At 45.5% G+C, this 24,064-nt stretch carries 19 protein-coding genes, 1 tRNA gene and 1 pseudogene; 20 read left to right on the top strand and 1 reads right to left on the bottom strand.

Annotated elements, in window-relative coordinates:
- Positions 1 to 14 precede the first annotated feature (14 nt).
- The 7 genes and pseudogenes from JG770_RS04340 (at position 15) to JG770_RS04310 (ending at position 8,877) form a co-directional block, all read left to right on the top strand.
- Complete coding sequence (locus JG770_RS04340; protein WP_291955693.1) at positions 15 to 3,005, top strand: UvrD-helicase domain-containing protein; 2,991 nt, start codon at positions 15 to 17, stop codon at positions 3,003 to 3,005.
- Between the two features lie 166 nt (positions 3,006 to 3,171).
- Complete coding sequence (locus tag JG770_RS04335) at positions 3,172 to 3,690, top strand: type 1 glutamine amidotransferase domain-containing protein (protein ID WP_291955690.1); 519 nt, start codon at positions 3,172 to 3,174, stop codon at positions 3,688 to 3,690.
- Positions 3,691 to 3,860: 170 nt separating this feature from the next.
- Positions 3,861 to 5,033 carry a malic enzyme-like NAD(P)-binding protein gene (locus tag JG770_RS04330; protein ID WP_291955687.1) on the top strand — a complete coding sequence of 391 codons (1,173 nt, stop codon included), beginning with the start codon at positions 3,861 to 3,863 and terminating at the stop codon, positions 5,031 to 5,033.
- A gap of 42 nt (positions 5,034 to 5,075) precedes the next feature.
- Positions 5,076 to 6,662 (top strand): annotated as a pseudogene (metG, locus tag JG770_RS04325) (methionine--tRNA ligase); the annotation flags it as partial.
- Between the two features lie 18 nt (positions 6,663 to 6,680).
- Complete coding sequence (locus JG770_RS04320) at positions 6,681 to 7,469, top strand: TatD family hydrolase (RefSeq protein WP_291955682.1); 789 nt, start codon at positions 6,681 to 6,683, stop codon at positions 7,467 to 7,469.
- Positions 7,462 to 8,592: an anaerobic sulfatase maturase gene (locus JG770_RS04315; protein WP_291955679.1), complete on the top strand. Its 1,131-nt coding sequence runs from the start codon at positions 7,462 to 7,464 to the stop codon at positions 8,590 to 8,592. Before JG770_RS04320 ends, JG770_RS04315 begins: the two co-directional genes overlap by 8 nt.
- Before the next feature lie 6 nt (positions 8,593 to 8,598).
- Positions 8,599 to 8,877, top strand: coding sequence for a DUF503 domain-containing protein (locus tag JG770_RS04310; RefSeq protein WP_291955806.1), 279 nt, complete (start codon positions 8,599 to 8,601; stop codon positions 8,875 to 8,877).
- Here JG770_RS04310 and JG770_RS04305 read toward each other — a convergent pair whose 3' ends face one another.
- Positions 8,878 to 9,372 (bottom strand): acyl-CoA thioesterase, encoded by a 495-nt coding sequence (locus tag JG770_RS04305; protein ID WP_291955676.1) that lies wholly within the window; start codon positions 9,370 to 9,372, stop codon positions 8,878 to 8,880.
- A gap of 345 nt (positions 9,373 to 9,717) precedes the next feature.
- Between JG770_RS04305 and trpE the strand changes: the two genes are divergently transcribed.
- From trpE to JG770_RS04240, 13 genes are all read left to right on the top strand, one after another.
- Positions 9,718 to 11,157, top strand: coding sequence for an anthranilate synthase component I (gene trpE, locus JG770_RS04300; protein ID WP_291955803.1), 1,440 nt, complete (start codon positions 9,718 to 9,720; stop codon positions 11,155 to 11,157).
- Complete coding sequence (gene trpD, locus JG770_RS04295) at positions 11,154 to 12,191, top strand: anthranilate phosphoribosyltransferase (protein ID WP_291955674.1); 1,038 nt, start codon at positions 11,154 to 11,156, stop codon at positions 12,189 to 12,191. The genes trpE and trpD overlap by 4 nt, the downstream gene beginning before the upstream one ends.
- Before the next feature lie 8 nt (positions 12,192 to 12,199).
- Positions 12,200 to 13,006 (top strand): indole-3-glycerol phosphate synthase TrpC, encoded by an 807-nt coding sequence (trpC, locus tag JG770_RS04290; protein WP_291955671.1) that lies wholly within the window; start codon positions 12,200 to 12,202, stop codon positions 13,004 to 13,006.
- Positions 12,999 to 13,610: a phosphoribosylanthranilate isomerase gene (locus JG770_RS04285; RefSeq protein ID WP_291955667.1), complete on the top strand. Its 612-nt coding sequence runs from the start codon at positions 12,999 to 13,001 to the stop codon at positions 13,608 to 13,610. The genes trpC and JG770_RS04285 overlap by 8 nt, the downstream gene beginning before the upstream one ends.
- Entirely contained in the window at positions 13,603 to 14,631 is a 1,029-nt protein-coding gene (locus JG770_RS04280; RefSeq protein ID WP_291955664.1) for a tryptophan synthase subunit beta, read from the top strand. The genes JG770_RS04285 and JG770_RS04280 overlap by 8 nt, the downstream gene beginning before the upstream one ends.
- Positions 14,624 to 15,436 (top strand): tryptophan synthase subunit alpha, encoded by an 813-nt coding sequence (gene trpA / locus JG770_RS04275; protein ID WP_291955661.1) that lies wholly within the window; start codon positions 14,624 to 14,626, stop codon positions 15,434 to 15,436. Before JG770_RS04280 ends, trpA begins: the two co-directional genes overlap by 8 nt.
- Positions 15,399 to 15,902 (top strand): hypothetical protein, encoded by a 504-nt coding sequence (locus tag JG770_RS04270; RefSeq protein WP_291955658.1) that lies wholly within the window; start codon positions 15,399 to 15,401, stop codon positions 15,900 to 15,902. The genes trpA and JG770_RS04270 overlap by 38 nt, the downstream gene beginning before the upstream one ends.
- A gap of 85 nt (positions 15,903 to 15,987) precedes the next feature.
- Positions 15,988 to 16,689, top strand: a complete 702-nt coding sequence (locus JG770_RS04265) for an ABC transporter ATP-binding protein (protein ID WP_291955656.1) — start codon at positions 15,988 to 15,990, stop codon at positions 16,687 to 16,689.
- Complete coding sequence (locus tag JG770_RS04260; RefSeq protein WP_291955653.1) at positions 16,658 to 17,914, top strand: biotin/lipoyl-binding protein; 1,257 nt, start codon at positions 16,658 to 16,660, stop codon at positions 17,912 to 17,914. The genes JG770_RS04265 and JG770_RS04260 overlap by 32 nt, the downstream gene beginning before the upstream one ends.
- A 13-nt stretch (positions 17,915 to 17,927) precedes the next feature.
- A complete protein-coding gene (locus JG770_RS04255) occupies positions 17,928 to 20,834 on the top strand; it encodes an ABC transporter permease (protein WP_291955650.1) in 2,907 nt (968 codons plus the stop codon).
- An 11-nt stretch (positions 20,835 to 20,845) separates the two neighbouring features.
- Positions 20,846 to 21,751: an ABC transporter ATP-binding protein gene (locus JG770_RS04250; protein ID WP_363320917.1), complete on the top strand. Its 906-nt coding sequence runs from the start codon at positions 20,846 to 20,848 to the stop codon at positions 21,749 to 21,751.
- Between the two features lie 39 nt (positions 21,752 to 21,790).
- Positions 21,791 to 21,866: transfer RNA gene (locus JG770_RS04245), tRNA-Thr, on the top strand.
- A gap of 257 nt (positions 21,867 to 22,123) precedes the next feature.
- Positions 22,124 to 22,984, top strand: coding sequence for a M15 family metallopeptidase (locus JG770_RS04240; protein ID WP_291955644.1), 861 nt, complete (start codon positions 22,124 to 22,126; stop codon positions 22,982 to 22,984).
- Positions 22,985 to 24,064 lie beyond the last annotated feature (1,080 nt).

The following is a 24,064-nucleotide window of genomic DNA, read 5'->3' as shown; positions in this document are numbered from 1 at the left end:
ATTGGAGTGTGAGCATGAAATATACTGATGCCCAGCGAACCGCCGTATATACGATGGATAAAGATATTGTCGTGACAGCCGGTGCCGGCGCCGGCAAAACCCGCGTGTTGGTCGATAGATACATATATATATTAAAGGAAAGACTGGCCGATATAGATGAAATAGCGGCTATAACATTTACCGAACGCGCAGCGGCTGAGATGTCGGAGCGCATACGCAAAGCAGCGGATGACGAGATGAAGTCCGGCGATAAAGATTATTGGTCGGATGTAAAAGAGCGTTTGACCACTGCTTATATTTCCACTATACACAGCTTTTGCGGCAGATTATTGCGCGAAAATCCGGTGGAAGCCAATGTGGACCCGTTTTTCGATGTAGTGCTGCCAGCACAGGCTGATATATGGCTGGACGAGGCCGTAGCCAAAGCCGTGGTAGAGGCGTTGGAGGCGACCGGAGCTCCGGATGTTCGCCCTCTTATAATGAGCTATGGCTTTGATAAGCTATGCGCAAATATAAAAGCCCTGTATAAGCAGATAAGGGATTGCGGTTTTTTGATAGCTGAAGCGGCGAAAAAGACCGATATGGAACAGCCAGATGCAGAAGCCGTCATATATATATTGGCCGCGACGGAAGAGAACTATTCAGAAAGAAAACGTGCGGCCAACAGTCTCGATTATGAGGATATGCAGCGCAAAGCGGTGGAGCTTTTGCAGATGCCTGCCATGGCGGATCTATATAATCATCGATTTAAATTTCTCATGGTGGATGAGGGTCAGGATATAAACTACATACAATATAGATTGATTACAAGCATAGCGGGCCATGAGGGATGCCGCCTTTTTACCGTAGGCGATGCCAAGCAATCTATATACCGTTTCAGGGGCTCGCAAGTGGAGCTGTTCGATAAGATGGCTGAGGATATCTCTGCCAACGGAGGCCGGAAATTGACGATGGCTGAAAATTTCCGCAGCGGCGGCGGTATAATAGATTTCGTGAACCGGCAGTTTCATAGTTTGATGGATCATTACGAAGCGGTTAAGCCTGTAAGAAAGGATCACGGCTACATATCGGTGGAAATACTGCCCGTTGATGTTGAAGGCTCGATGGAAAGCCGCAAACAGGCTGAAGCCGAGGCATTGGCTCAACGAATAGCGCATATGGTGGAGCACAGGGAAGCGGTGATATACGACGATGCCTCCGGAACATTTCGAGCGCCGCGGTACAGGGATATAGCTGTGCTGTTTCAAAAACGGACGCACCTTTTACCATTTGAAGATGCATTTGAGCGTTATGATATACCGTATCAGGAGATAAGCGGCGGCGGTTTTTACGATTGCCAGGAAGTAAAGGATATGATAAATATTCTAACCAGTATAGCGCATCCGTCCGATATCATAGCGCTGGTCGGCACACTAAAGGCTTTTTTCGACATTAATGATGAGATGCTGCTGGCCATGGCAAGTTGCGGCGGTATACCATATGCACTGGATCATGCCGACCGATTGCCAGATGCATACCGCGTGCCTATAAACCGTGCGGCCGAATATATGGCTAAGTGGCGAGCCATGTCCGATACTATGAATATATCGGATATGCTCCAATTGATACTGGATGACAGCGGATATGAGAAACGTCTGGCATCGCGGCAGGGTGGTGCGCACATGGTCAGTAATGTGTGGAAATTCTGCGATATGGTGACGTCAGCGGCCCATAGCGGTGTGTTGATCGATGAATTCTTAATGCATATCAGGATCATGGCCGATGCGCTTGATGAAGGCGAAGCGCCGCTGGAGATCGACGGCAATGATGCCGTTTCCATAATGACCGTTCATTCGGCCAAAGGTTTAGAATTTCCGGTGGCAGTCATACCGGATATGTCATCGATATTCCGCAGCGATAGCTCACCGATGATTTTCGATGTTGATAAAGGCATAGGCATAAAGCCGGACGGCGATAGCAAGGGTTCAAAATGGCAGGATATAAAGGATAAACTGGCGCAGGAACAGCAACGAGAGCATATGCGCCTTATGTATGTCGCGTTTACGCGAGCCAAAGACCGGCTCATCCTGTCCAGCGATGATGTGGATACGACTAAACAAAAGCAGCCATCGTGGTGGAAGTGGCTGAAAGACAGCGGTATATCGCTGACTCAGAATAATCATCCGTTGCCGGAAATAGCGGCTGCTTTGGATAGTGCCGATATGCCTGTAAAACGCAATGGCGCTGTTCAAACGAATATGATAGCTAAAGGTACTCTACCAGAGCTGCTGTACAGGCCGGTTACGCCGCTTATCACATACATGCAATGCCCGCGCCAGTATTACTACGAATATGTACTGCAGCTCGATTCCGAATGGTTTGCCGCACCCGATACCGGCGTTATAGGCCATGCAGAAGGGATGAGCGCCGTCCGGATAGGGGATATAGTGCACAGCATATGTGAGAAATTAAAGCATGCCGATGAGATAGATGCTTTGGTGGACGAGGCGTTGGACGGTCTGGATGCAAGCATCCAGCTCCGCGAGAGGATAAGGAATATGGTGGTTTCATACGCGGAGGGCCCTTATTTTAGCTGTGATGCCGATGAAGTCAAGGTAGAGCTGCCATTTATAATGAAGCTGGATGAAAACATAGCACTGGCGGGACGAATAGACCGAATGATCATAAAGGATGGGCATGCTACTATTGTGGACTTTAAGACCGGCTTTGTCCATGCTGATAATATAGAAAGCATATCGACGGAATATATGCTGCAGCTTGCGGCATATGCCATGGCCGCTCGGCAAGTGTTCGGGCTGGTTGTGGACGAAGCTGTCATATATTACCTTGAGTCCAATATCGCATATAAGGTGGATATAAGCCCCGAAGCTATAGATGAGGCACGCCGACGCCTTATCGACGCCGTAAAAGCTATAGAATCAGCGAAAGGAATGGATGATTTCCCTCCATCCTATAGACACTGCAGCCGTTGCGGGTATAAAATATGCGAAAACGCTCACAAGTAATATAAAGCCTGCATCAGCTAATTCAGCAATCGAAAATTAAAGACTGCAAGCCGTGCTATATATACGAAAAGAGCTTTGGGTATTTATACAAAATTGGCCGTATCTATTACGAAGGCTGGATATATGATATAATATATAAAAATCAATATAAAAGGAGCTGGTTTATATGGCTTTGGAAGGAAAGAAACTGGTAATGCTTGCGGCCAACGATTATGAAGATTTAGAGCTATGGTATCCTGTTATAAGGCTGCAGGAGGCCGGAGCTGAGGTTGTAGTAGCTGCAGCCAAGCCGGGCACAGTGATGAGCAAACATGGGTATCCTGTAGAGGCGACAGTAGCATTTGCCGATGTAAAAGCCGACCAAGTTGACGGGGTGTTGGTACCGGGCGGCTGGGCTCCGGACGGCATACGCAGGCATAGAGAAGCCCTTGATATTGTGCGCCAGATGAATAGAAGCGGTAAATTAGTGGCTGCTATATGCCATGCCGGCTGGGTGCTTGCATCGGCTGAGATTTTGCAGGGCAGAACAATGACATGTGTGTCGGCTATAAAAGATGATGTTATCCATGCCGGCGCCAAATATATCGATCAACCCGTAGTGGTGGACGGCAACCTCATTACGTCACGTACGCCGGCCGATTTACCGCAGTATATGAAAGCAATAGTGGAGTTTTTGAGCAATTAAAGTGAAAAGCTATCTGTAATGACATGCTGTATCAAGAGATTAATGGAATAACGCCTTAGAAAATAAAAAATTCTATAGGCGTTATTCCATATTTAAAATATATTGCGGTGAATTTATAATATCAGCGCAGGCATGTATTTGCAAAACTATCGTAGAAAGGATATCTGCATATGAATATACAAGAAGAAGCATTAAAATTACATAAAGAGCATAAAGGGAAACTCGAGATAACATCCAAGGTAAAGGTGGAATCCGCTTATGATTTAAGCCTTGCGTATACGCCGGGGGTGGCGGAACCATGCAGGAGGATACATGAAAACCGCGATGATGTTTATGAGTATACAATTAAAGGCAATACTATAGCGGTGGTAACAGATGGCACCGCTGTATTGGGATTGGGCGATATAGGCCCTGAAGCCGGCCTTCCTGTTATGGAGGGCAAAGCCGTACTGTTTAAGGCATTTGGTAATGTAGATGCATTTCCCATATGTCTTGCTACCAAAGACGTGGAAGAGATCGTGAAGGCCGTAAAGCTGATATCGCCGGCATTTGGAGGCATAAACCTTGAAGACATATCGGCACCCAGGTGTTTTGAGATAGAGCAACGCTTAAAAGCGGAGCTGGACATACCGGTATTCCACGATGACCAACATGGCACCGCAGTAGTTGTGCTGGCAGCTATGATAAATGCCCTGAAGCTTACGGGCAAGGTCATGGATAATCTGAACGTGGTCATCAATGGTGCAGGGGCGGCTGGCGTAGCCATAGCCAAATTGCTTATGAAGATGGGCTTAAAGGATGTAGTGCTATGCGATAGGCAAGGGGCTATATATGAAGGAAGAGATGGACTTAATGACATAAAACGGCAAATGGCTGCTATAACCAATTTGGACAAGAAAAAAGGGAAGCTTGCCGATGTTATAAAAGGCGCTGATGTGTTCATAGGCGTATCGTCGCCCGGTGTGCTTACGGCAGATATGGTGCGTACCATGGCGCCCGAGCCGATGGTATTTGCCATGGCAAACCCTGTGCCCGAGATATTCCCTGATGAGGCCAAGAGCGCCGGAGCAAGAATAGTGGGTACTGGCCGTTCGGATTTTCCCAATCAGATAAACAATGTGTTGGCCTTTCCCGGTATATTCCGTGGAGCATTAGATGTAAGAGCGCGCCGGATAAACGATGAGATGAAGATAGCGGCGGCTTATGCCATAGCCGGCTCGGTAAAAGCTGAAGAGCTAAGCGAAGATTTCATAATACCCTATGCTTTCAATAAAGAAGTAAGCGCAAACGTGGCCAAAGCAGTGGCCGAATCCGCCAGAAAAACCGGCGTGGCAGCAAAATAAAAAGCTCTGTTTCACGATGCCCTAATTGCCAAAAACAACGGAATGGGGTATACTACTGATAATAGTTTAATTTGTTTATTCCGAAAGGAGCTAAATATGGCGAAGGGTAAAACCTATTATATAACTACACCTATATATTATCCGAGCGATAAACTGCATATAGGGCATTCCTATACTACGGTGGCGGCCGACGCTATGGCGCGTTTTAAGCGGATGACCGGTTATGATGTATGGTTTCTGACCGGCACCGACGAGCATGGCGAGAAGATAGAGAGAGTAGCCAGGCAGCATAACGTGACGCCGCAGCAGTATGTGGATGATATAGTGGCATGGATAAAAAATCTATGGAAAATGATGGATATATCGTATGACCAATTCATACGTACCACAGATCCGGAACATATGAAGATAGTGCAGACTATATTTAACCGCCTTTATGAGCAGGGAGACATATATAAAGGCGAGTACGAGGGCTGGTATTGTACGCCGTGCGAGGCATTTTGGACTGAATTGCAATTGGTTAACGGCAAATGCCCGGACTGCGGCAGACCGGTGGAAAAGGTGCGCGAAGAGGCTTACTTTTTTAAGCTCTCAAAGTACCAGGACAGGTTGATAGAGTATATAGAAACCCATCCTGATTTTATACAGCCTGTATCGCGACGGAACGAGATGTTGAATAATTTCCTGCGTCCCGGATTGGAGGATTTGTGCGTATCGCGTACATCTTTCAGCTGGGGCATTCCGGTGACCTTCGACCCTAAGCACGTGATATACGTTTGGATAGATGCTCTCAGCAACTATATAACAGCACTAGGCGCATTCACTGACCATGACGAGGCATTTAGAAAATACTGGCCGGCTGATGTGCATTTGGTAGGCAAGGAAATAGTGCGCTTTCATACTATAATATGGCCTGCCATATTGATGGCTTTGGGCATAGAGCTTCCAAAACAGGTATTTGGCCACGGATGGCTGGTCATGGATGGCGGTAAGATGTCCAAGTCAAAAGGCAATGTAATAGACCCGCTCAAATTGGTCGAACAGTACGGCGTGGATGCTGTGCGCTATTTCCTGTTGCGCGAGGTGCCATTTGGGGCAGACGGTAATTTTTCAAACGAGGCGCTGGTCAATCGTATAAATTCCGATTTGGCTAATGATCTAGGCAACTTGGTTAGCCGTACGGTAGCCATGGTGGAGAAATATTTCGATGGCGTGTTACCTGCCCCCTCTACCGCTCAAACGATCGATGACGGCTTAAAATCCATGGCTTTAAGTACCCCAAGGAAAATAGAGGAACTGATGGATAAACTCCAATTCAGTAACGCTTTGTCAGAGATATGGACGCTTGTCGCTAGAAGCAATAAATATATAGATGAAACCATGCCGTGGGTATTAGCCAGGGATGAAGCACAAAAAGACCGTTTGGGCACCGTGCTCTATAATCTGACCGAGGTCATACGCATGATATCCGTCATGATACAACCATATATGCCCAATACATCGCCTATGATATGGGAACAAATAGGACTTGCCGAAGGCCCAACCACATCATGGCGGAGTTTATATGATTTCGGTGCTATAGAACCCGGAACAATGGTCAAAAAAGGTCCGGCGCTATTTCCGAGGATACAATAGGGAGGCATGACATTGCTTATAGATACTCACGCCCATTTAGACGATGCGCGTTTTGACGAGGACAGAGAGCATGTAATACAACAGATAAGGCAGGACGGTCTGGACTGCGTTATAAATCCCGGAGCTGATATGGTTTCCTCGCGCAAGGCCGTGGAATTAGCCCATGCATATGAGTTCATATATGCTGCGGTGGGCGTGCACCCTCAGGATGCTGAACATTTAAACGATGTGGATTTGGCCGAATTAGAGAGATTGGCTAAAGACGATAGAGTAGTGGCTATAGGGGAGATAGGGCTGGATTACCATTACGATGAGCCTGGACGCGATGTTCAAAAGGTTTGCTTTGAGAGCCAACTGAAATTGGCCGATAGAGCGGGTAAACCGGTCATTATACATGACCGCGATGCCCACGGCGATATGATGAACATATTGAAGAGCCGCGGCAAAAATCAAAAAGGTGTGTTGCATTGTTTTTCCGGCAGCGTGGAAATGGCTGAAGAATGTTTGAAGCTCGGATTTTTAATATCGTTTACAGGCAATATAACATTTAAAAATGCCCGCCGACTTATAGATGTGGTCAAAGCGATTCCCATAGAGCTGATAATGATAGAAACCGACAGCCCTTACTTATCGCCGGAACCGCATAGGGGGCAAAGGAATTACCCGGGGAATGTGCGTTACGTTGCCGAAAAGATAGCAGATATAAAAGGGATGCAATACGATGACGTCGTGCGCATAACCGGACACAACGCCGTAAAACTGTTCGGATTGACCGAGTTGGGTAAAAAAAGCCATGCCTGAAGACAAAGAATTATTATTTGAAGGATTCAGCCTGCTTGTAAAGCCGGCCTCGGCCGATTGCAATCTGGCCTGCCAATACTGTTTCTATATGCCCAAGCAGCAGCTTTACCCCGGTATAACGCGCATGAATGCGGAAACATTGGAACAGATGATAGCGCAGTATCTGGATGTGGCCGGTCCCGTGGCCACTCTGGCGTGGCAAGGCGGAGAACCTACGCTTATGGGCCTGGATTTTTATAAAACGGCTGTAGCTTTAGAACAGCAGTATAAAAAAGATGGACAACAGGTTAATAACGCCTTTCAGACCAACGGCATATTGTTGGATGATGATTGGGCTGAATTCTTTGCCGAGAATAATTTTCTCATAGGCATTAGCATGGATGGTCGGGCTAGATTTCATGACATTTATAGAAAGGATCGAGGCGGCAATCCTACCCATGACAGGGTATTGCGAGCGGTCAGATTGCTTGAACGGCATGGGGTGGAATTCAATATATTGACGGTCGTAAATGACGTTAACGCCAAGAAGCCTGAGGCGCTTTTCAATTATTTCTTTGATATGGGTATAAGGTATATGCAATTCATACCGTGTCTGGAGACCGATGAGCATGGTAATATAGCGCCATTTTCCGTGTCGCCGGATGATTACGGGGAATTCCTTTGCCGCATGTTCGATAAGTGGTATAATATGGGACAACCCGAATGCTATATACGCGATTTCGACGAGTTGATGATATATTATGTGACCGGGCGGCATCCATCGTGTACCTGCTCGCCGTTTTGCAATAGCACTGTGGTGGCGGAATATAACGGGGATATTTATCCTTGTGATTTTTTTGTAGAACCGCAATGGCATTTGGGCAATATAAACGATAAGCCTTTAAAAGAGCTCTTGCTGTCGGATAAATATGAGGCCTTTCGCAACGGCAAGCAACCTATAGCGGATGAATGTCAAAACTGTGAGTATTTATCCATGTGCTGGGGAGGCTGCCGCAAGTTTTATCAGAGTGAAGGTGGGATAGCTCAGCATCGCACATATTATTGCGATGCCTACAAACGGTTTTATAAATACAGCCAAAGCAGATTTGAACGCTTGGCGGCAAGGTGGAAGGAGGCGCAATAATTGCCTGTGGCCGTAGCCATGATAGAGATATCCATACCTTTTGCTCATTCGCTCAAGGATAAGAGACATGTGGTCAAGGGTATAACCGCCCGCCTGCGCAATCGTTTCAACGTTTCTGTCGCCGAGATGGAATATATGGACATTTGGCAGCGCGCGGTCTTGGGTATAGCGTGTATATCCAATAATGGAAAGGTTGCCAACGGCGAAATAGATAAAGCAATAGACTATATTGAAAGCGGCGAAGGCGAATATCTAGTGATAAATATAGAGGTTCAGATACTATGATCATTCCGCCGAACGGCGCTTTAGGCGCTGCTCTCGCCTGATTACGGCATCTTGAAACGCTTTATGTTCATCCGGCGTTTCTGGCGATACGCAGGGCACGGGTGTAGGATGCCCGTTGTCATCCAATGCCACAAACGTCAGATAAGCCTCGTTGGTCAAACGCTGCTGGCCTGTGGTCAGATTTTCACCATAAACATCCACCGCTACCTCCATAGAAGTACGGCCGGACCATGTTATTTTGCCTCTTAATATGACTAATTCACCTACTTTTATAGGTTCTTTAAAGTCTAAGCTGTCGACTGCTACTGTTACCACCGTATGACCAGAATGTCGTGAAGCCACTATGGCACCGGCTATATCTATCCAGTGCATAAGCCTGCCGCCCAAAAGATTGCCAAGCCCGTTGGCGTCATTGGGCAATACCATTTCTGTCATTTCCACTTTTGATGCTGATGGCGGCTTAAAGCCCATGTTCGGATCGCATGCGTTTATCATTGTATTTCCTCCTGCTATTATGTACGATATTTGCTATTATTTATAATTTAACATATCTGTGCTCAATGTTCAAAAAATATTTCCCGTTCTCCTTAGTTTTTACCTGCGATTTCGAATTAAAATTTCCCATAAAAAAATTTGACATGCTCTTGTCCAATGGTGTATTATAGTAGCAAGTTGGATTTAGTTGAGATGAGTTTAGATGAGATGAGCCGAGAAGAGTATAGGGAATAAATTTATGAACTTTCGGCCGAAACATCGTTTCGGCCTTTTGCATATCTTTTCGGCCTCTCTGGAAGGGAGAGAGCTTATTTGTATTATCCGGACAAACGACATTTTTATGAAATGGCGGCCAAATACGATATAGTGCCGGTATGGGCCGAATTCATGGCAGATACCATAACGCCTATATCCATATTCTCACGGTTTGCCGATAGGCATGGCAGTTTCCTGCTCGAAAGCGTCGAAGGCGGAGCAAAATGGGGACGCTATTCTTTCATAGGCATCAATCCGGCGGTGTCATTCGAATTCAAAAACGGTGTGCTTAAAACTGATGCTGGTCAAGTGCCGTGCTCCGATCCAATAGCCTATATGAAGGATTGGATAGGCCGGCGCTATTGTCCGCAGATGAGAGGTTTACCGCGTTTTTCGGGAGGGTGTGCCGGTTATTTTGCCTATGATATAGTAAGGCTTTTTGAACCATTGCCCGATATGCCTGAGGATGACCTTGAGCTGCCCGATGCACACTTCGTGTCGTGTGACGATCTTATAGTATACGATCACCTAAAGCAGAGGATCATCATAATAACTAATGTTAATGTTGAACATGAAGACGATGCCGCTTATGAGCGAGCCATAGGCAAAATAAAGTTAATGTACGACGAGATAATGTCGCAGCAAGCCTCTGCGGCTGTCGAACTGCATAAAAGCACAGACGACATATCGCCTATAAGCAATGTATCCAGGCAACAATATATAGAATGGGTTGAAAGGGCTAAACAATATATACTCGACGGCGATATATTTCAGGTGGTGCTGTCACAGCGATACGAAACGGCGACTAATGCTCATCCGTTCGATGTCTACAGGGCTTTGAGGACGCTTAACCCGTCGCCATATATGTATTATTTTAACTTCGGGTACTACCATATAGCCGGCTCGTCACCGGAATCGTTGGTCAGGGTGGAGAATGGCACGGTGGAGACCTGTCCTATAGCAGGGACCCGCCCGCGTGGCGATACGCCTGAACGGGATGCTGAGCTGGAAAGCGAGCTGCTTAACGATGAGAAGGAGAAGGCCGAGCATATCATGCTTGTGGATCTCGGCCGCAACGACATAGGCAAGGTGGCTGAGTATGGCAGCGTAAAGGTCGAAAACCTCATGCATGTGGAGAAATATTCTCATGTTATGCACTTGGTAACCAATGTTAAAGGCAGGCTCAAGGATGGTAAAGATGCCTTCGACGCGTTGGCGGCTTGTTTGCCGGCCGGCACAGTCAGCGGCGCTCCCAAAGTAAGGGCCATGCAGATAATAGACGAAATGGAGGAGGTGCGGCGCGGCCCATACGCAGGGGCCATAGGTTATATAGCCTACAACGGCAACATGGATGTATGTATAACTATAAGGACGGCTATATTTGTAGGCGATAAAGTATATGTTCAGGCTGGAGCGGGTATAGTGGCCGATTCGGTACCTGAACGCGAATATGTGGAGACGAGTAATAAAGCCAAAGCTTTATTGGAGGCTATAGCATCAGTTGAGAAGAGAGGAGTTTTGATGAGATGATAAAGGAAGCTATCGATCGTTTGGTGAAAGGGCAGGACTTGTCAGTAGAGGAATCCATGCAATGCGTGGATATGATCATGAGCGGGCAGGCGACACAAGCTCAAATAGGGGCGTTTTTGGCGGCTATGAGCCTAAAAGGTGAAACGGTGGATGAAATAACAGGCGCGGCACTGGCTATGCGCAGTAAAGCCCAAAAGCTGGAGCTGGACGTATATTGCGTGGACACATGCGGTACCGGTGGCGATAAGGCCGAGACGTTTAATATATCGACGGCGGCGGCTTTTGTCGCGGCAGCGGCCGGCGTACTGGTGGCCAAACACGGCAACCGTTCGGTATCCAGCCGCTGTGGCAGTGCCGATGTGCTGGAAGCACTGGGTATAATAACCGACATGCCGCCATATTATACGGCCCAAAGCATAAAAGAGATAGGCATAGGCTTTATGTTCGCCCCGATGTATCATACCGCTATGAAACACGCCGCCGGTCCCAGAAAGGAGCTCGGCATCAGGACCATATTCAATATTTTAGGGCCCTTATCCAACCCGGCGGGCACTAAAGGGCAGGTATTAGGGGTTTACGATGGTGCAATGGTGCGGCCGATGGCACAGGTACTATCCAAACTCGGTGCCGATAGGGCAATGGTGGTTCATGGCACAGATGGATTGGACGAGATAACGATATCCGGAGAAACCATGATCGCCGAGATAAATGGCGGGGACATCATCGAATACACCATATCGCCGGAACTATTCGGGATGGAAAGAGCAGCAAAGGGTGCGTTGAAAGGCGGAGATGCACAGTACAACGCCGCTATAATAAGAGCGGTATTCGATGGACAAAAAGGGGCCTATCGCGACGCTGTCGTCTTAAATGGTGCCGCCGCAATATATGTTGGCAAAAGAGCAGAAACGTTGGAACAGGCTGTCGCTTTAGCACAAAAGCTCATCGATGACGGCAGCGCCGGCGCCAAATTAAACCAATTTATTGAATTTTGCAGCCGCTATGATATACAACGGCGAAAAGAAATGGCATGAGGTGTACCATGATACTGGAGGATATCATAGCGGCCAAAACCATACAATTGCAAATTGAAAAGCAACATATATCTTTGGACGGCATGAAATATATGCTCAAGAATATGCCATCCTATGAAAGGTACAGCTTTAAAGAAGCTTTAAAAAAGGAAGGGCTCTCCATAATAGCCGAAGTAAAAAAAGCTTCGCCATCCAAGGGTGTTATAGCTGCCGACTTCGACGCGCTGGAAACAGCAAGAGCGTACCAAGACGGCGGTGCTGATGCCATATCCGTTTTGACCGAAAGGCGTTTCTTTGAGGGCAGCGACCAGTATCTGAGCATGATAAAAAGTCGGCTTGCCATACCGGTACTGCGCAAGGATTTCATAATAGATGTATGGCAGATATATCAATCGCGCCTTCTGGGTGCCGATGCCATACTGCTTATCTCGGCCATACTCGACAAAGCATCGCTTAGAAAGTTTCACATTATAGCTGATATGCTGGGCATGGACTGCATTGTAGAGGTCCATGACGAGAGGGAGCTCGAAGCGGCTCTGGAGGCCGAAGCCTCTATAATAGGCATAAATAACCGCAACCTCAACGATTTCAGCGTGGATTTGTCCACTACTCAAAGGCTTATGAAAGGTATACCGTCCGATAAAATAGTAGTAGCCGAAAGCGGCATACGAGATGCGGACGATGTCCGTTATATGGCATCTCTAGGCATCGATGCGTTGCTGATAGGGGAAACGCTTATGCGCTCCGATTGCCCGGGAAATACCATAAAGCAATTCAAAATGGCCGCCAGGGGTTTAATGGAAAAATATGGTTAAAGTAAAGATATGCGGCTTGACCGATGAACGGGACATAGCAGCGGTGAACCTATATAAACCGGATTATGCGGGATTGGTATTTGCGCAAAACAGTCGGCGCCGCCTTACGATAAAGCGTGCGGCCGAAATGTGTGATATGCTGAATAGCGATATAAAGCGCGTCGGGGTATTCGCCGATCAAAGCATGGCCTTTATAAATGAAGTCATAAAGGCCTGCAGGCTGGACGTAGTGCAACTTCATGGCAGCGAGATGCCGAATTTCTGCGGTAAATTTTCAGGCGTAGAGGTGTGGAAGGCGATAAGAGTCAGGGGCTGCGACGACCTCAAAGGCTTGGATGCGTGGCCTGTGGATGCTCTATTGCTGGATGGAGCGGTGCCGGGCAGCGGCCATACCTTTGATTGGAGTTTATTGCATGACGTAGAGCTTAAAGGTCATATAATACTGGCAGGCGGGTTAAATCCATATAATGTAAAAGCGGCTATAGCTACGGCTCGGCCATATGGTGTAGACGTCAGCAGCGGTGTAGAAACCGATGGCCACAAAGATGCGGAAAAAATACGGGAGTTTATAGAAGCAGTAAGGGGGATAGAGGATAATGAATAAAGGACGTTTTGGGCGTTTTGGCGGGCAATATGTGCCCGAGACTCTTATGAATGCGCTGGATGAACTGGAGAGGGCGTATAACGAAGCCATGGCCGACAGTTCATTTACAGAAGAATTAAATTATTATTTGGACAAATATGTAGGCAGGCCGACACCGTTGTATTTCGCCAAGCGGCTTACAGAATACCTTGGCGGCGGTAAGGTGTATCTTAAACGCGAAGACTTGAACCATACAGGTGCGCACAAGATAAACAATGCATTGGGTCAGGGGCTATTGGCCAGGCGTATGGGCAAGGTGGTACCCGTAACATCTGGTACGGCCACATTAAAGGATGCTACCAATGAAGCCATACGCGATTGGGTGTCCAATGTGGAGCATACGCATTATATTATAGGCTCTGTGGTAGGGCCGCATCCATATCCGACCATGGTACGGGATTTTCAGCGTATTATAGGCGATGAAACCAGGCGGCAGGTGATACAGGCCGAAAGGCGCTTACCTGATCATATTATAGCCTGTGTGGGTGGCGGAAGCAATTCCATGGGCATGTTCTATCCGTTTGTGGACGATAATACGGTCAAGTTATATGGTGTGGAAGCAGCCGGTCTGGGTCTCGATACCGATAAACATGCGGCTACTATAAGCAAGGGCAACGTGGGGGTGCTGCATGGCATGATGACATACCTATTACAGGATAAATACGGTCAGATACAGCCTGTTTACTCCATATCTGCCGGTCTGGATTATCCGGGGGTAGGTCCCGAACATGCACACCTGCATGATATAGGACGTGTGCATTATACTTCTGTTACCGATAATGAAGCAATGGAGGCTTTCGAGATGTTGTCTCGCATGGAGGGCATAATACCGGCTCTGGAGAGCGCTCATGCGGTGGCGTATGCCGTGAAGCTGGTGCCTCAGACATCAAAAGACGATATCATAGTGATAAATATATCGGGCAGAGGGGATAAAGATGTACAATCCATTGCCAGATTAAAGGGGGTAAACATCGATGAATAGGATAGATGAGCGCTTTGATGAGCTAAAACGCCATGGCAAAAAGGCGCTAATACCGTTTATCACAGCCGGAGATCCTGATGTGGAGTATACGATGAATGCTGTGAGGGCTTTGGAATCAGCCGGTGCCGATATAATAGAGCTCGGCATACCGTATTCCGACCCACTGGCCGATGGACCGGTGATCCAGGCATCATCGCAGCGCGCCTTAAAAAAGGGAATGAACCTGGACATAGCCTTCGATATGGTGCAAAACCTTCGTCTAAATACTTCCATTCCTTTAGTGTTTTTGATATACTATAATTGTATATATCAATATGGGTTGGAGAAATTCATTGAACAATGTGGCAAGGCGGGCGTGGATGGTGCGATAGTACCCGATCTGCCTTATGAGGAGCGACAGGCTCTGAAGCCGTTTTTGGATGATGCACCGGTATACTTTATATCCATGGTGGCGCCGACGTCGGCGCAACGTATAAAGGAAATAGCCTCGAGCGCCAAGGGCTTTTTGTACTGCGTATCATCGCTGGGGGTTACGGGTGAGAGACAGGCTTTCGGTAGCAACATAGACGCCTTTATGGAGAAGGTAAATCTATACAGTGCAGTTCCCACAGCTCTTGGCTTTGGCATATCCGAGCCGCAACACATGCGCCGATTGGGTCATTTGGCCGACGGTCTTATAGTTGGTAGCGCATTGGTACGGCGAATAGAACAAGGAGCCTCCGATCGGGATATATACGAATTTATGAGGGGATTGAGGATGGCTCTGGATGAATGTATGGAACAGACTATGGAAGATAATCGTTGAGATATTTACGCCGGTCAGCGGCTATTGGCTGCGCGAGGGATTGCGCTTGATGGCCGCTAGCTGCGCTTATTTGCTCGCGGCGGCTGTTGTGTGGGAGGTTGCATATAAATTGGTGGCAGCCCTTCAGACGCTGTACATACCTGTACCGCAGCCGGTGGGACTATTGCTGCTGCTGCTTGGCATACCTTATTTTGTAATATGGTTTATCTTTGGCAAAAAATTCGGTTCTCATCTAGATGCCAAACCGTTCTTATATGGTTTATTGATAGGCATTATAGGCATTATACCTGATACTGCCTATGTTATATATGTATATATGCAGATGGTGAAATACAGCTATGCGACCGAACTTGAACGCATATCGATTATTGTCTTAAGCGTATTTTGCATAATTCTTCCTATTATGTCCATGTTGGGTACAATAGATGGATTTAACAATGTTAAGAAGGCATCCCATCATGTTTGATTTTACATATTCGTTGTAGTATAATTATCCCTAGCAACCAAACTCTTTATATATGACAAGGGGAAGGTGGGGGAGAATTACCGTTATGGAACCTGTTATAAAAACCGTTTCTGTTAAGAGGGTGTTCAAGTCCGGAGGGGAGGACGTGTATGCCTTAAATGATGTTTCCATTTCTGTTATGCCGGGTACTTTTGTAGCGCTTCGCGGGCGTTCCGGTTCTGGCAAAACCACACTCATGAATATATTAGGCGCATTAGATAGGCCTACCGATGGGCAGGTGTTTTTCGAAGGAGTAGAAATAGGCAAGCTTCCCGAAAATCAAAGAGACGAATTGCGAAGGCGTAAATTGGGGTTTGTCTTTCAAGCATCAGCCCTTATACCACTGATGTCTGCTTATGAGAATGTGGAGTTCAGTCTCAGAATAGCCGGGATACCTGCCGCTCAAAGGCGCAAAAGGGCTGAAGAAGTATTAGCACTGGTCGGTTTATCCAAACGAATGAAGCATAGACCGATGGAGATGTCCGGTGGAGAACAACAAAGAGTCGCTATAGCCAGGGCTATGGCCCATAGTCCCAGCGTCATACTGGCCGATGAACCTACAGCACAATTGGATAGCCGTATGGGGTTGCAGATAATGAAATTATTCAGGGATCTGGTAGATAAAGAGGGTATAACGATCGTAATGGCTACCCATGATCCCATAATTATGGAGGTGGCGGACTATGTTTATACCCTGGAAGACGGCAGGGTCGTGGATGAACAAGAGCAACAAAGCAAAGCGCTTTAGAGGGATGCTTATTTCTGTAGCCTTTATATTTATAAGTTTGTTATCCGGTTGCGCGATGTTTCCGGAAGAAGAGGAGGTATTGGCTCCCCCGCTTGTTAAGCCAAAGCAGGAAGAATACAAATTGGCTGAGGTTAAGAGGGGCGATATAGTAAATAGGGTAAAGAGTATCGGTACGCTGGTATCAGCTAAAGATTATCCTCTTTATTTTGAAGCCGGTGGGCGTCTGGATACTATAACTGTCCAGAGCGGGGATAAAGTAAAAAAAGGACAGGTATTGGCACAATTGGATATAGGCGACTTAGACACCCAGATAGAGTTGGCCAGAATAAATTTACGTAATGCTCAGATAGAACTCGACAAGGCAAATGATAATCTGAAAGCAGCGAAGGCTGCTCAAAGCTCAGCCCCGGCTCAATTAAATCAGGCTAAAGCGAATTTAGAGTCTGCCAAGGAGACGATGGCGGCCGCACAAGCCGCTGCAAATGCTCAGGATGCACCTGTCAGCGCCTTGGTAGATGTAATCACTGCAAGGGAGGCCCTGACAGCGGCCGAACAAGCCGTGAATAATGCTCAAGCGGCTGTAAATCAAGCATCTGATAATGTGAAAAACGCTCAATACAATGTGGATCAACGCCAAATCGATTTAAAAGCGGCGCAGATCAGGCTGGATGCGTTGCTAAGCCAAATGTCTAATTCCCAATTAAAATCACCCATAGACGGTATCGTGGTATTTATCGATATGAATATAAAAAAAGGCGACGTGGTACAGCCGTTTCAAACACTGGTGCAAGTAGCTGATCCGAGTGATCTCCAGATAAGCTATGATGCCGGCCTACTTAACGATCCTATGCTTATAAAACCTGATATGAAGGTACAGATAACCATACACGATAAAAACCTTACAGGGAAAGTGATTTCATGCCCTTACAATATGCCTGCTGATGTGGATCCTAAAAATAAAAATCAGGTTATCATAAAAGCCGATAACCTTCCTAAAGAAGCGAAATTAGGCGATAGTGCAGATATAGAAATAGTACTCCAGCAGAAATCCAATACGCTTATAGTACCGCGCCAGGCAGTGCGCAGTTACATGGGGAGAGAATACGTACAGATATTGGATGGCAGCAGCAAAAAGGAGATAGATGTAAAGACGGGCATAGAATCTCCTACAGAAGTAGAAATAGTGTCAGGTTTAAAAGAAGGTCAAAAGGTCATATTGAGGTAAGGAGGGCGGCTTAATGGCAGCGGTTGTAATGGTTTTGCGCAAGATGATCAAAAACCGGTGGCTGGTGCTGTGCTTGCTGCTGGGTTTGATAATATCTGTTGCGCTGGTAAGCAGTATACCGATGTATAGCAGCGGCGTACTGCAAAGGTTATTAACCAAAGATTTGGAAGAATACCAGGTTTCATCGAATAACTATCCGGGTTCATATCAATTCAGTTTATATTATAAGGAAGAAACCAAGGCTGAAGATAAAGCCGATATATATAATGAGTTGGACAGATATATAAAACAGAACGTGCCTGGTATAATAAATAAACCTTATTTGATATACACGCAGAATGTTTCATTAGACCCATATAAGATGACGCCAGAGGATCCTAATAAAGTAGATCCAAGACCCAACCGTTATGGTAAAATACAGGCATTAATGGATTTCGAGGAACACATAAAGCTTATTGACGGCCGGATGCCTGCTAAAGATAAAGTGGACGGGGTATATGAGGCGTTAGTTACCGAGGGCGCGCTTAATAAACTGGAGATGGTCTTAGGCAATGTGTTTATAATTGATAATCCGGAGGATGAGCAATTTAAGCCCATAAAGATCAAACCGGTCGGCGTTTTCGAACCAAAAGATGAGAGGGATGTATATTGGTTTAGAGCCCCATCGGTTTATAACGAAAGCTTTATTATAGATTATGACCTTTTCAAGAGGGATTTTATAAATCAAACGCATGCATTGGTAAAGAGCAGCAACTGGTATTATGCGTTTGATTACAATACTATACTGGTGCAGGATATAAACAGGCTGTTGGCAGACCATGTTTCCATAGTAAAGGATTTAAACAACATATACAACGGTTTTACCGTCAATGTACCTATGATAGGTATACTTCAGAAATATACCGAACAACAAAAACAGGTCAGTATGCTGCTTTTGGCGCTAAATGTACCTGTGTTGCTCATGCTTATCTTTTATATATTTATGGTATCGTTTTTAATAATAGATTCGGATAAGAATGAGATAGCGATATTGCGCAGCAGGGGCGCCGGGCGATTCCATATCATGGCTCAATATTTGATAGAGGGTATCATACTGGCCGGCGTAGCCTTTATATTAGGCCCACCGTTGGGGCTCTTGCTTACTAAATTTCTAGGCATGTCCAACGGGTTCATGGAGTTTGTTAATAGAAAGGCTTTGCCGGTGGCGTTGAACGCCAGCGCATATAAATATGCCTTAATCGCTGCGGCAGCTTCAGTTATAATGCTGTTGATACCAGCCTATTTTGCTTCCAACATAAGCATTGTTGTCCATAAACAGCAGCTTGCCAGATATACCGGCAGTTCATGGTGGCAAAGGTCTTTTATAGATGTCATACTTATGCTCATAGCAGGATACGGTTTATACACGTTCAATCAGCATCAGCAGGTACTTGCTATAACCAATGCCAGCGCTACGGAATTGCAAGTTAATCCTCTGCTGTTTTTTGCATCTACGTTGTTTGCACTGGGTATCGGGTTATTCTTTTTGCGAATATATCCTTGGATCGTAGAAGCTATATATAGATTGGGTAACAGGTGGTGGACACCTTCGTTATATGAAACCTTAACGCAGGTCAGCCGCTCATCTAGGCAATATCAGTTTTTGATGGTATTCCTTATAATGACTATAGCCACCGGCTTATTTAGTGCAAACTCTGCACGTACTATTAATAAGAACGTAGAAGACCGTATATATTATCAAATAGGTGCCGATGTGGCTATGATGCCGGCTTGGGAGAGCAATGCTCCGCCGGCAGGTGCGGCAGTACCGTCACCAACCCCTCAGCCTGCACCGGCATCGGGAGCGGGAAATGAAACAGAAGCACCTGAGAGGATACAATATTCCGAGCCGCCATTTCTGAGTTATCAGCAATTACCCGGCGTAGAACATGCTGCCAAGGTGTTTCAACGCGGCATGGTGGATGTGACGGCAGGCGGACAAAGGGTGAGCGATGTACAGCTGATGGCAATAGAACCGTATGATTTTGGATTGACAGCATGGTTTAGGGATGATTTGCTGAAGCCATATCACATAAATAATTATCTTAATTTGCTATCTCAGGAACCTAGTGCGGTATTGATCTCGAGATCTATGAGCGAGGCTTACGGAATAAATAAAGGAGATTATATATATTTAAACTGGGAAGGTGTGGATGCCGCCAGTTTTATAGTATATGAGGTCATCGATTATTGGCCGTCGTGGAATCCCAACAGAGACCCTGACCAAAACTTAAACGCAGAATATCTCCCCAGCGATCCCATGCTTGTAGTAGCTAATCTTCAATATGTACAAAATCATCTCGCATTGGAACCTTATGAAATATGGCTGAAGATGAAACCAGGGGCAACCAGTGCGGAATTATATAAAGGTATAGAGGATAAAAACCTTCAAGTAAGCGATTTGAGAGATGCCAGCCAGGAGATAATAAAAATAAAAAATGATCCTATGCAGCTTGGACTTAACGGTGCTATGACATTGGGATTTATCATATCGCTGATCATAACGTTTTTGGGCTTTTTGTTGTATTGGATACTGTCGATGCGTGGCAGGACATTTGAATTCGGTGTGTTGCGCGCTATAGGCATGTCGTTGCCGCAACTTTTAGGCATGATGGTATGGGAACAGATCCTGACTTCGGGCATGGCTATAGTAGCGGGCATATTGGTCGGAGGACTGACCAGTACATTGTTTGTGCCGCTACTTCAGGTGGCATACAGTGCTGTGGCTCAAGTGCCACCGTTTAAGGTAATATCGTATTTTAGTGATAGAGCGAAGCTTTATATAATGGTAGGTATAATGTTGGGATCAGGTCTGGCTATATTAGCTCATATACTGTCTCGGATAAAAATAAGTCAGGCCATAAAGATGGGGGAGGAGTAAAGCAGATGTTGATGATAGAATGCGAAGAACTGGTTAAAATTTATAAAGTGGCGGATTTAGAAGTAGTGGCTTTACAGGGTTTGGACTTGGAAGTGGAAGAAGGAGAGCTGTTGGCCGTCATAGGCAACAGCGGCAGTGGCAAAAGTACATTGCTCAATATGCTGGGCGGATTAGATAGACCTACAGCCGGCAGACTGTTTGTCGACGGTAAGGATTTGCTTAAAATGAGCGATAAGGACCTAGTAAAATATAAAAGGGATACGGTAGGCTTTATATGGCAGAACAGCGGCCGGAATCTCATACCATATCTTACAGCACTGGAGAATGTAGAATTGCCGATGCTTATAGCCGGAAAACTCTTGAAGGAACGTGCTAGAGAGCTATTGGAGAGGGTAGGTATGGAGGGTAAAATGAACCGTAAGCTGGGTGAACTATCGGGCGGCGAACAGCAAAGAGTGGCGATATCCATAGCGTTGGCCAATAATCCACGCCTGCTGCTGGCCGACGAACCGACCGGCTCGGTGGATACCAAGATGGCTGACCAAATACTCGATTTATTGCGTGAACTGAACCGAAGCATGAAGATAACTACTGTCATAGTTACGCACGATATGCGCTTGGCTAAAAAGGTGGATAGAGTAGTGGCTATAAGGGACGGCAAGACCAGCAGTGAATTGATACGGCGCAAGTCCTATGCCGAAGAATTGGCTGAGATAGAGGCGGGTATAGAGCAAAGCGAAGAGGAAACCCACGAAGAACTGGCCGTATTGGATAGAGCGGGCAGGCTTCAAATACCGAGAGAATATCTGGAAGCACTGGGCTTGGATGGCGTAAATAAGATAAAAGTGGAGTTGGAGGATGGCAAAATAGTATTGATACCGCCTCAAGAGGTCGAAGAAGCGAAAAAAGGTGCTTGAAATTATAGTGCTTTTATGGCATAATATAATACGTGATAAGCTTTCGTAGCTCAGTTGGTAGAGCAGCTGATTCGTAATCAGCAGGTCAAGGGTTCGAGTCCCTTCGAAAGCTCCATTTTTTTGCCTACCATTTTTACATATTACCGTAATACCCTCTCAAATAATTTCAATATGACATTATCATAAAATTATAATAATGTTAAACCAAAATAATTGACAAAAAAAGATAAGCGATTTATAATTTGATGGAAGCAGATGCATTAATCGGATTGAATTGCTTAACAAGTATAACTTTGGTTATAAAATTGGGAGGTAGCAAAGGAGCATTTCTCTCCACCCTGCAGAGGATGGGGTTTCCTGCGCCAATTTTTGATGAACATGAAAAAGAGAAAAATTATATTATGGATTTTAGTAATCAGTATTATTGTGGTTGGAGTTTTTATATACAGACGTCCGGATATACGTTTTATAATTAAAAATACTTGGGAAATGTTGGGAGAAGAGTCTGACTTTCATGAGATACCCATTGATGAGAAAGATTTACAATCCGTATCTATTGGAAGTGTAAAAGACGATCAAGCTGACATTGTCTATAATAATTCATTAGTTTTGGTAAATAAAGATCATCCTATTTCCGAAGGCATAGTCCCCAATATTGTCGATTATAAAGATACAGATGTAAAAATGGACGAATCAGTTGCGGATGCATATGGCGAATTGAGTGAAGCAGTCAAAAGCCAAGTCGGAAAAAATTTATACATAATGGATAGTTATCGTTCAGAGGAAGAACAGGAGAGCCTTTATAGTGAAGATAAAAATACAGCAACTACTCCAGGCTCTAGTGAACATGAAATAGGCTTAGCATTGGATGTATATGTTAAATTCTTTGCAGGAGAGGGATTTATCAAGTCGGAAGCAGGTCAATTTGTGTATGAGAACTGTTGGAAATATGGCTTTATTGTTCGTTATCCACCATTTAAGAAGAGAATAACAGGTATGAAGTTTGAACCATGGCATATAAGGTATGTCGGTCTGCCTCATTCTGAAATTATATATAAAAAAGGTTTAACCCTTGAAGAGTATATTCAAAGCTTGGAGATAGGTAAGTTTTATAAATCAGGCGAATATATAATAAGCAGGCAAAAAGGCGAGGAATTTCTATTCCCTAATAATGTGAAAAAAATAGTGATCTCGCCTGATAACATGGGAAATTACATTATAACAGGAAGATGATAATTATTAGGCCCCTAACGTTAACTGCGATAACATTTAAATAAACGTTAGGGGTGCAAATAATTTATGACATAAAAACAATATGCGGAGATGCGCTTAAAAGCCGTAAGCCAAGAAAACATTAAATTAGAGAAACTGCTTGGAGGAAAAGAGCTCGAGCTTACTAGTCTAATAGATAGGTTTTATAAAGCATTTATGAGCAACGGTGTGAAAATCGAAGAATTCAGTGCATAATCTCCAAAATTAGGGGTCAAGCCGGTATATTTCCTCAAAATTTTGCTTGCAATTAATGACCGATAATATTACTATAATCAAAATAGTCTGTCTAAAAAATTTGTATAGACAGGTTATATATTTACTAAATGCTGTAATATGGTTGGCTTTGTTTTTGATAGGGAGTTTGGCTGAATGCCTAATCGTTATTGCTAAAATTCATGGCCTATAACAAAATCACCGAAAATTACGGTGATATGTCAAGAGAGATTACGGTAAATATCTGGACTTGATGAGCGAGAAATGCACTAGTACATGCGTGTAGAAGAGGTGTATGCGGGAAGACCGCACGTACGGTTCTGGTGTGCTGCGAAAGCTGCACCAAAGATGGAGGAAGGCCCTCCGGCAGGGACTGGTCAGTCAGACCTGCCAAACAGCCTTCTGCTGCTGTAGTTAAAAGCTATGGTAGTGAGCAACGAAGGAAAAGTCCATATGAAATGAGCATGTGGGTTCTATGAAGATGAACGCAAGTGAACCGCTGATGAGGTATCGATAGCGTAAAGTGATGTCAAAACCTATCTTCCAGGACCAGATAGGGATAAAAGCAGAGGAAAATCCTGAATCCGTCTGCTTGGCATCCGGCATGAAGGTGGCATGAGCATAGAACAGGCTATGGTGTGGAACGCAGGAACCTGGGCACTGATGAGAATCGAAAATGTACAAGGCACAGAAAGTCAAGGCCGAAAGTAGAGATGCAGTGTACAGGGGGGAGATGCTCGTAGTAGCGATGAAACTTCTGTAATGGAAATGGAGCAAAGGGGCATCATCATTCAGCTGATAAATAGGTCAACTGTGAAAACAGGAGGA

It is taken from the genome of Mahella sp. (assembly GCF_020054945.1).
Taxonomy (GTDB): Bacteria; Bacillota; Clostridia; order Mahellales; family Mahellaceae; genus Mahella.
This window is presented reverse-complemented; position numbering and strand designations above follow the sequence as displayed.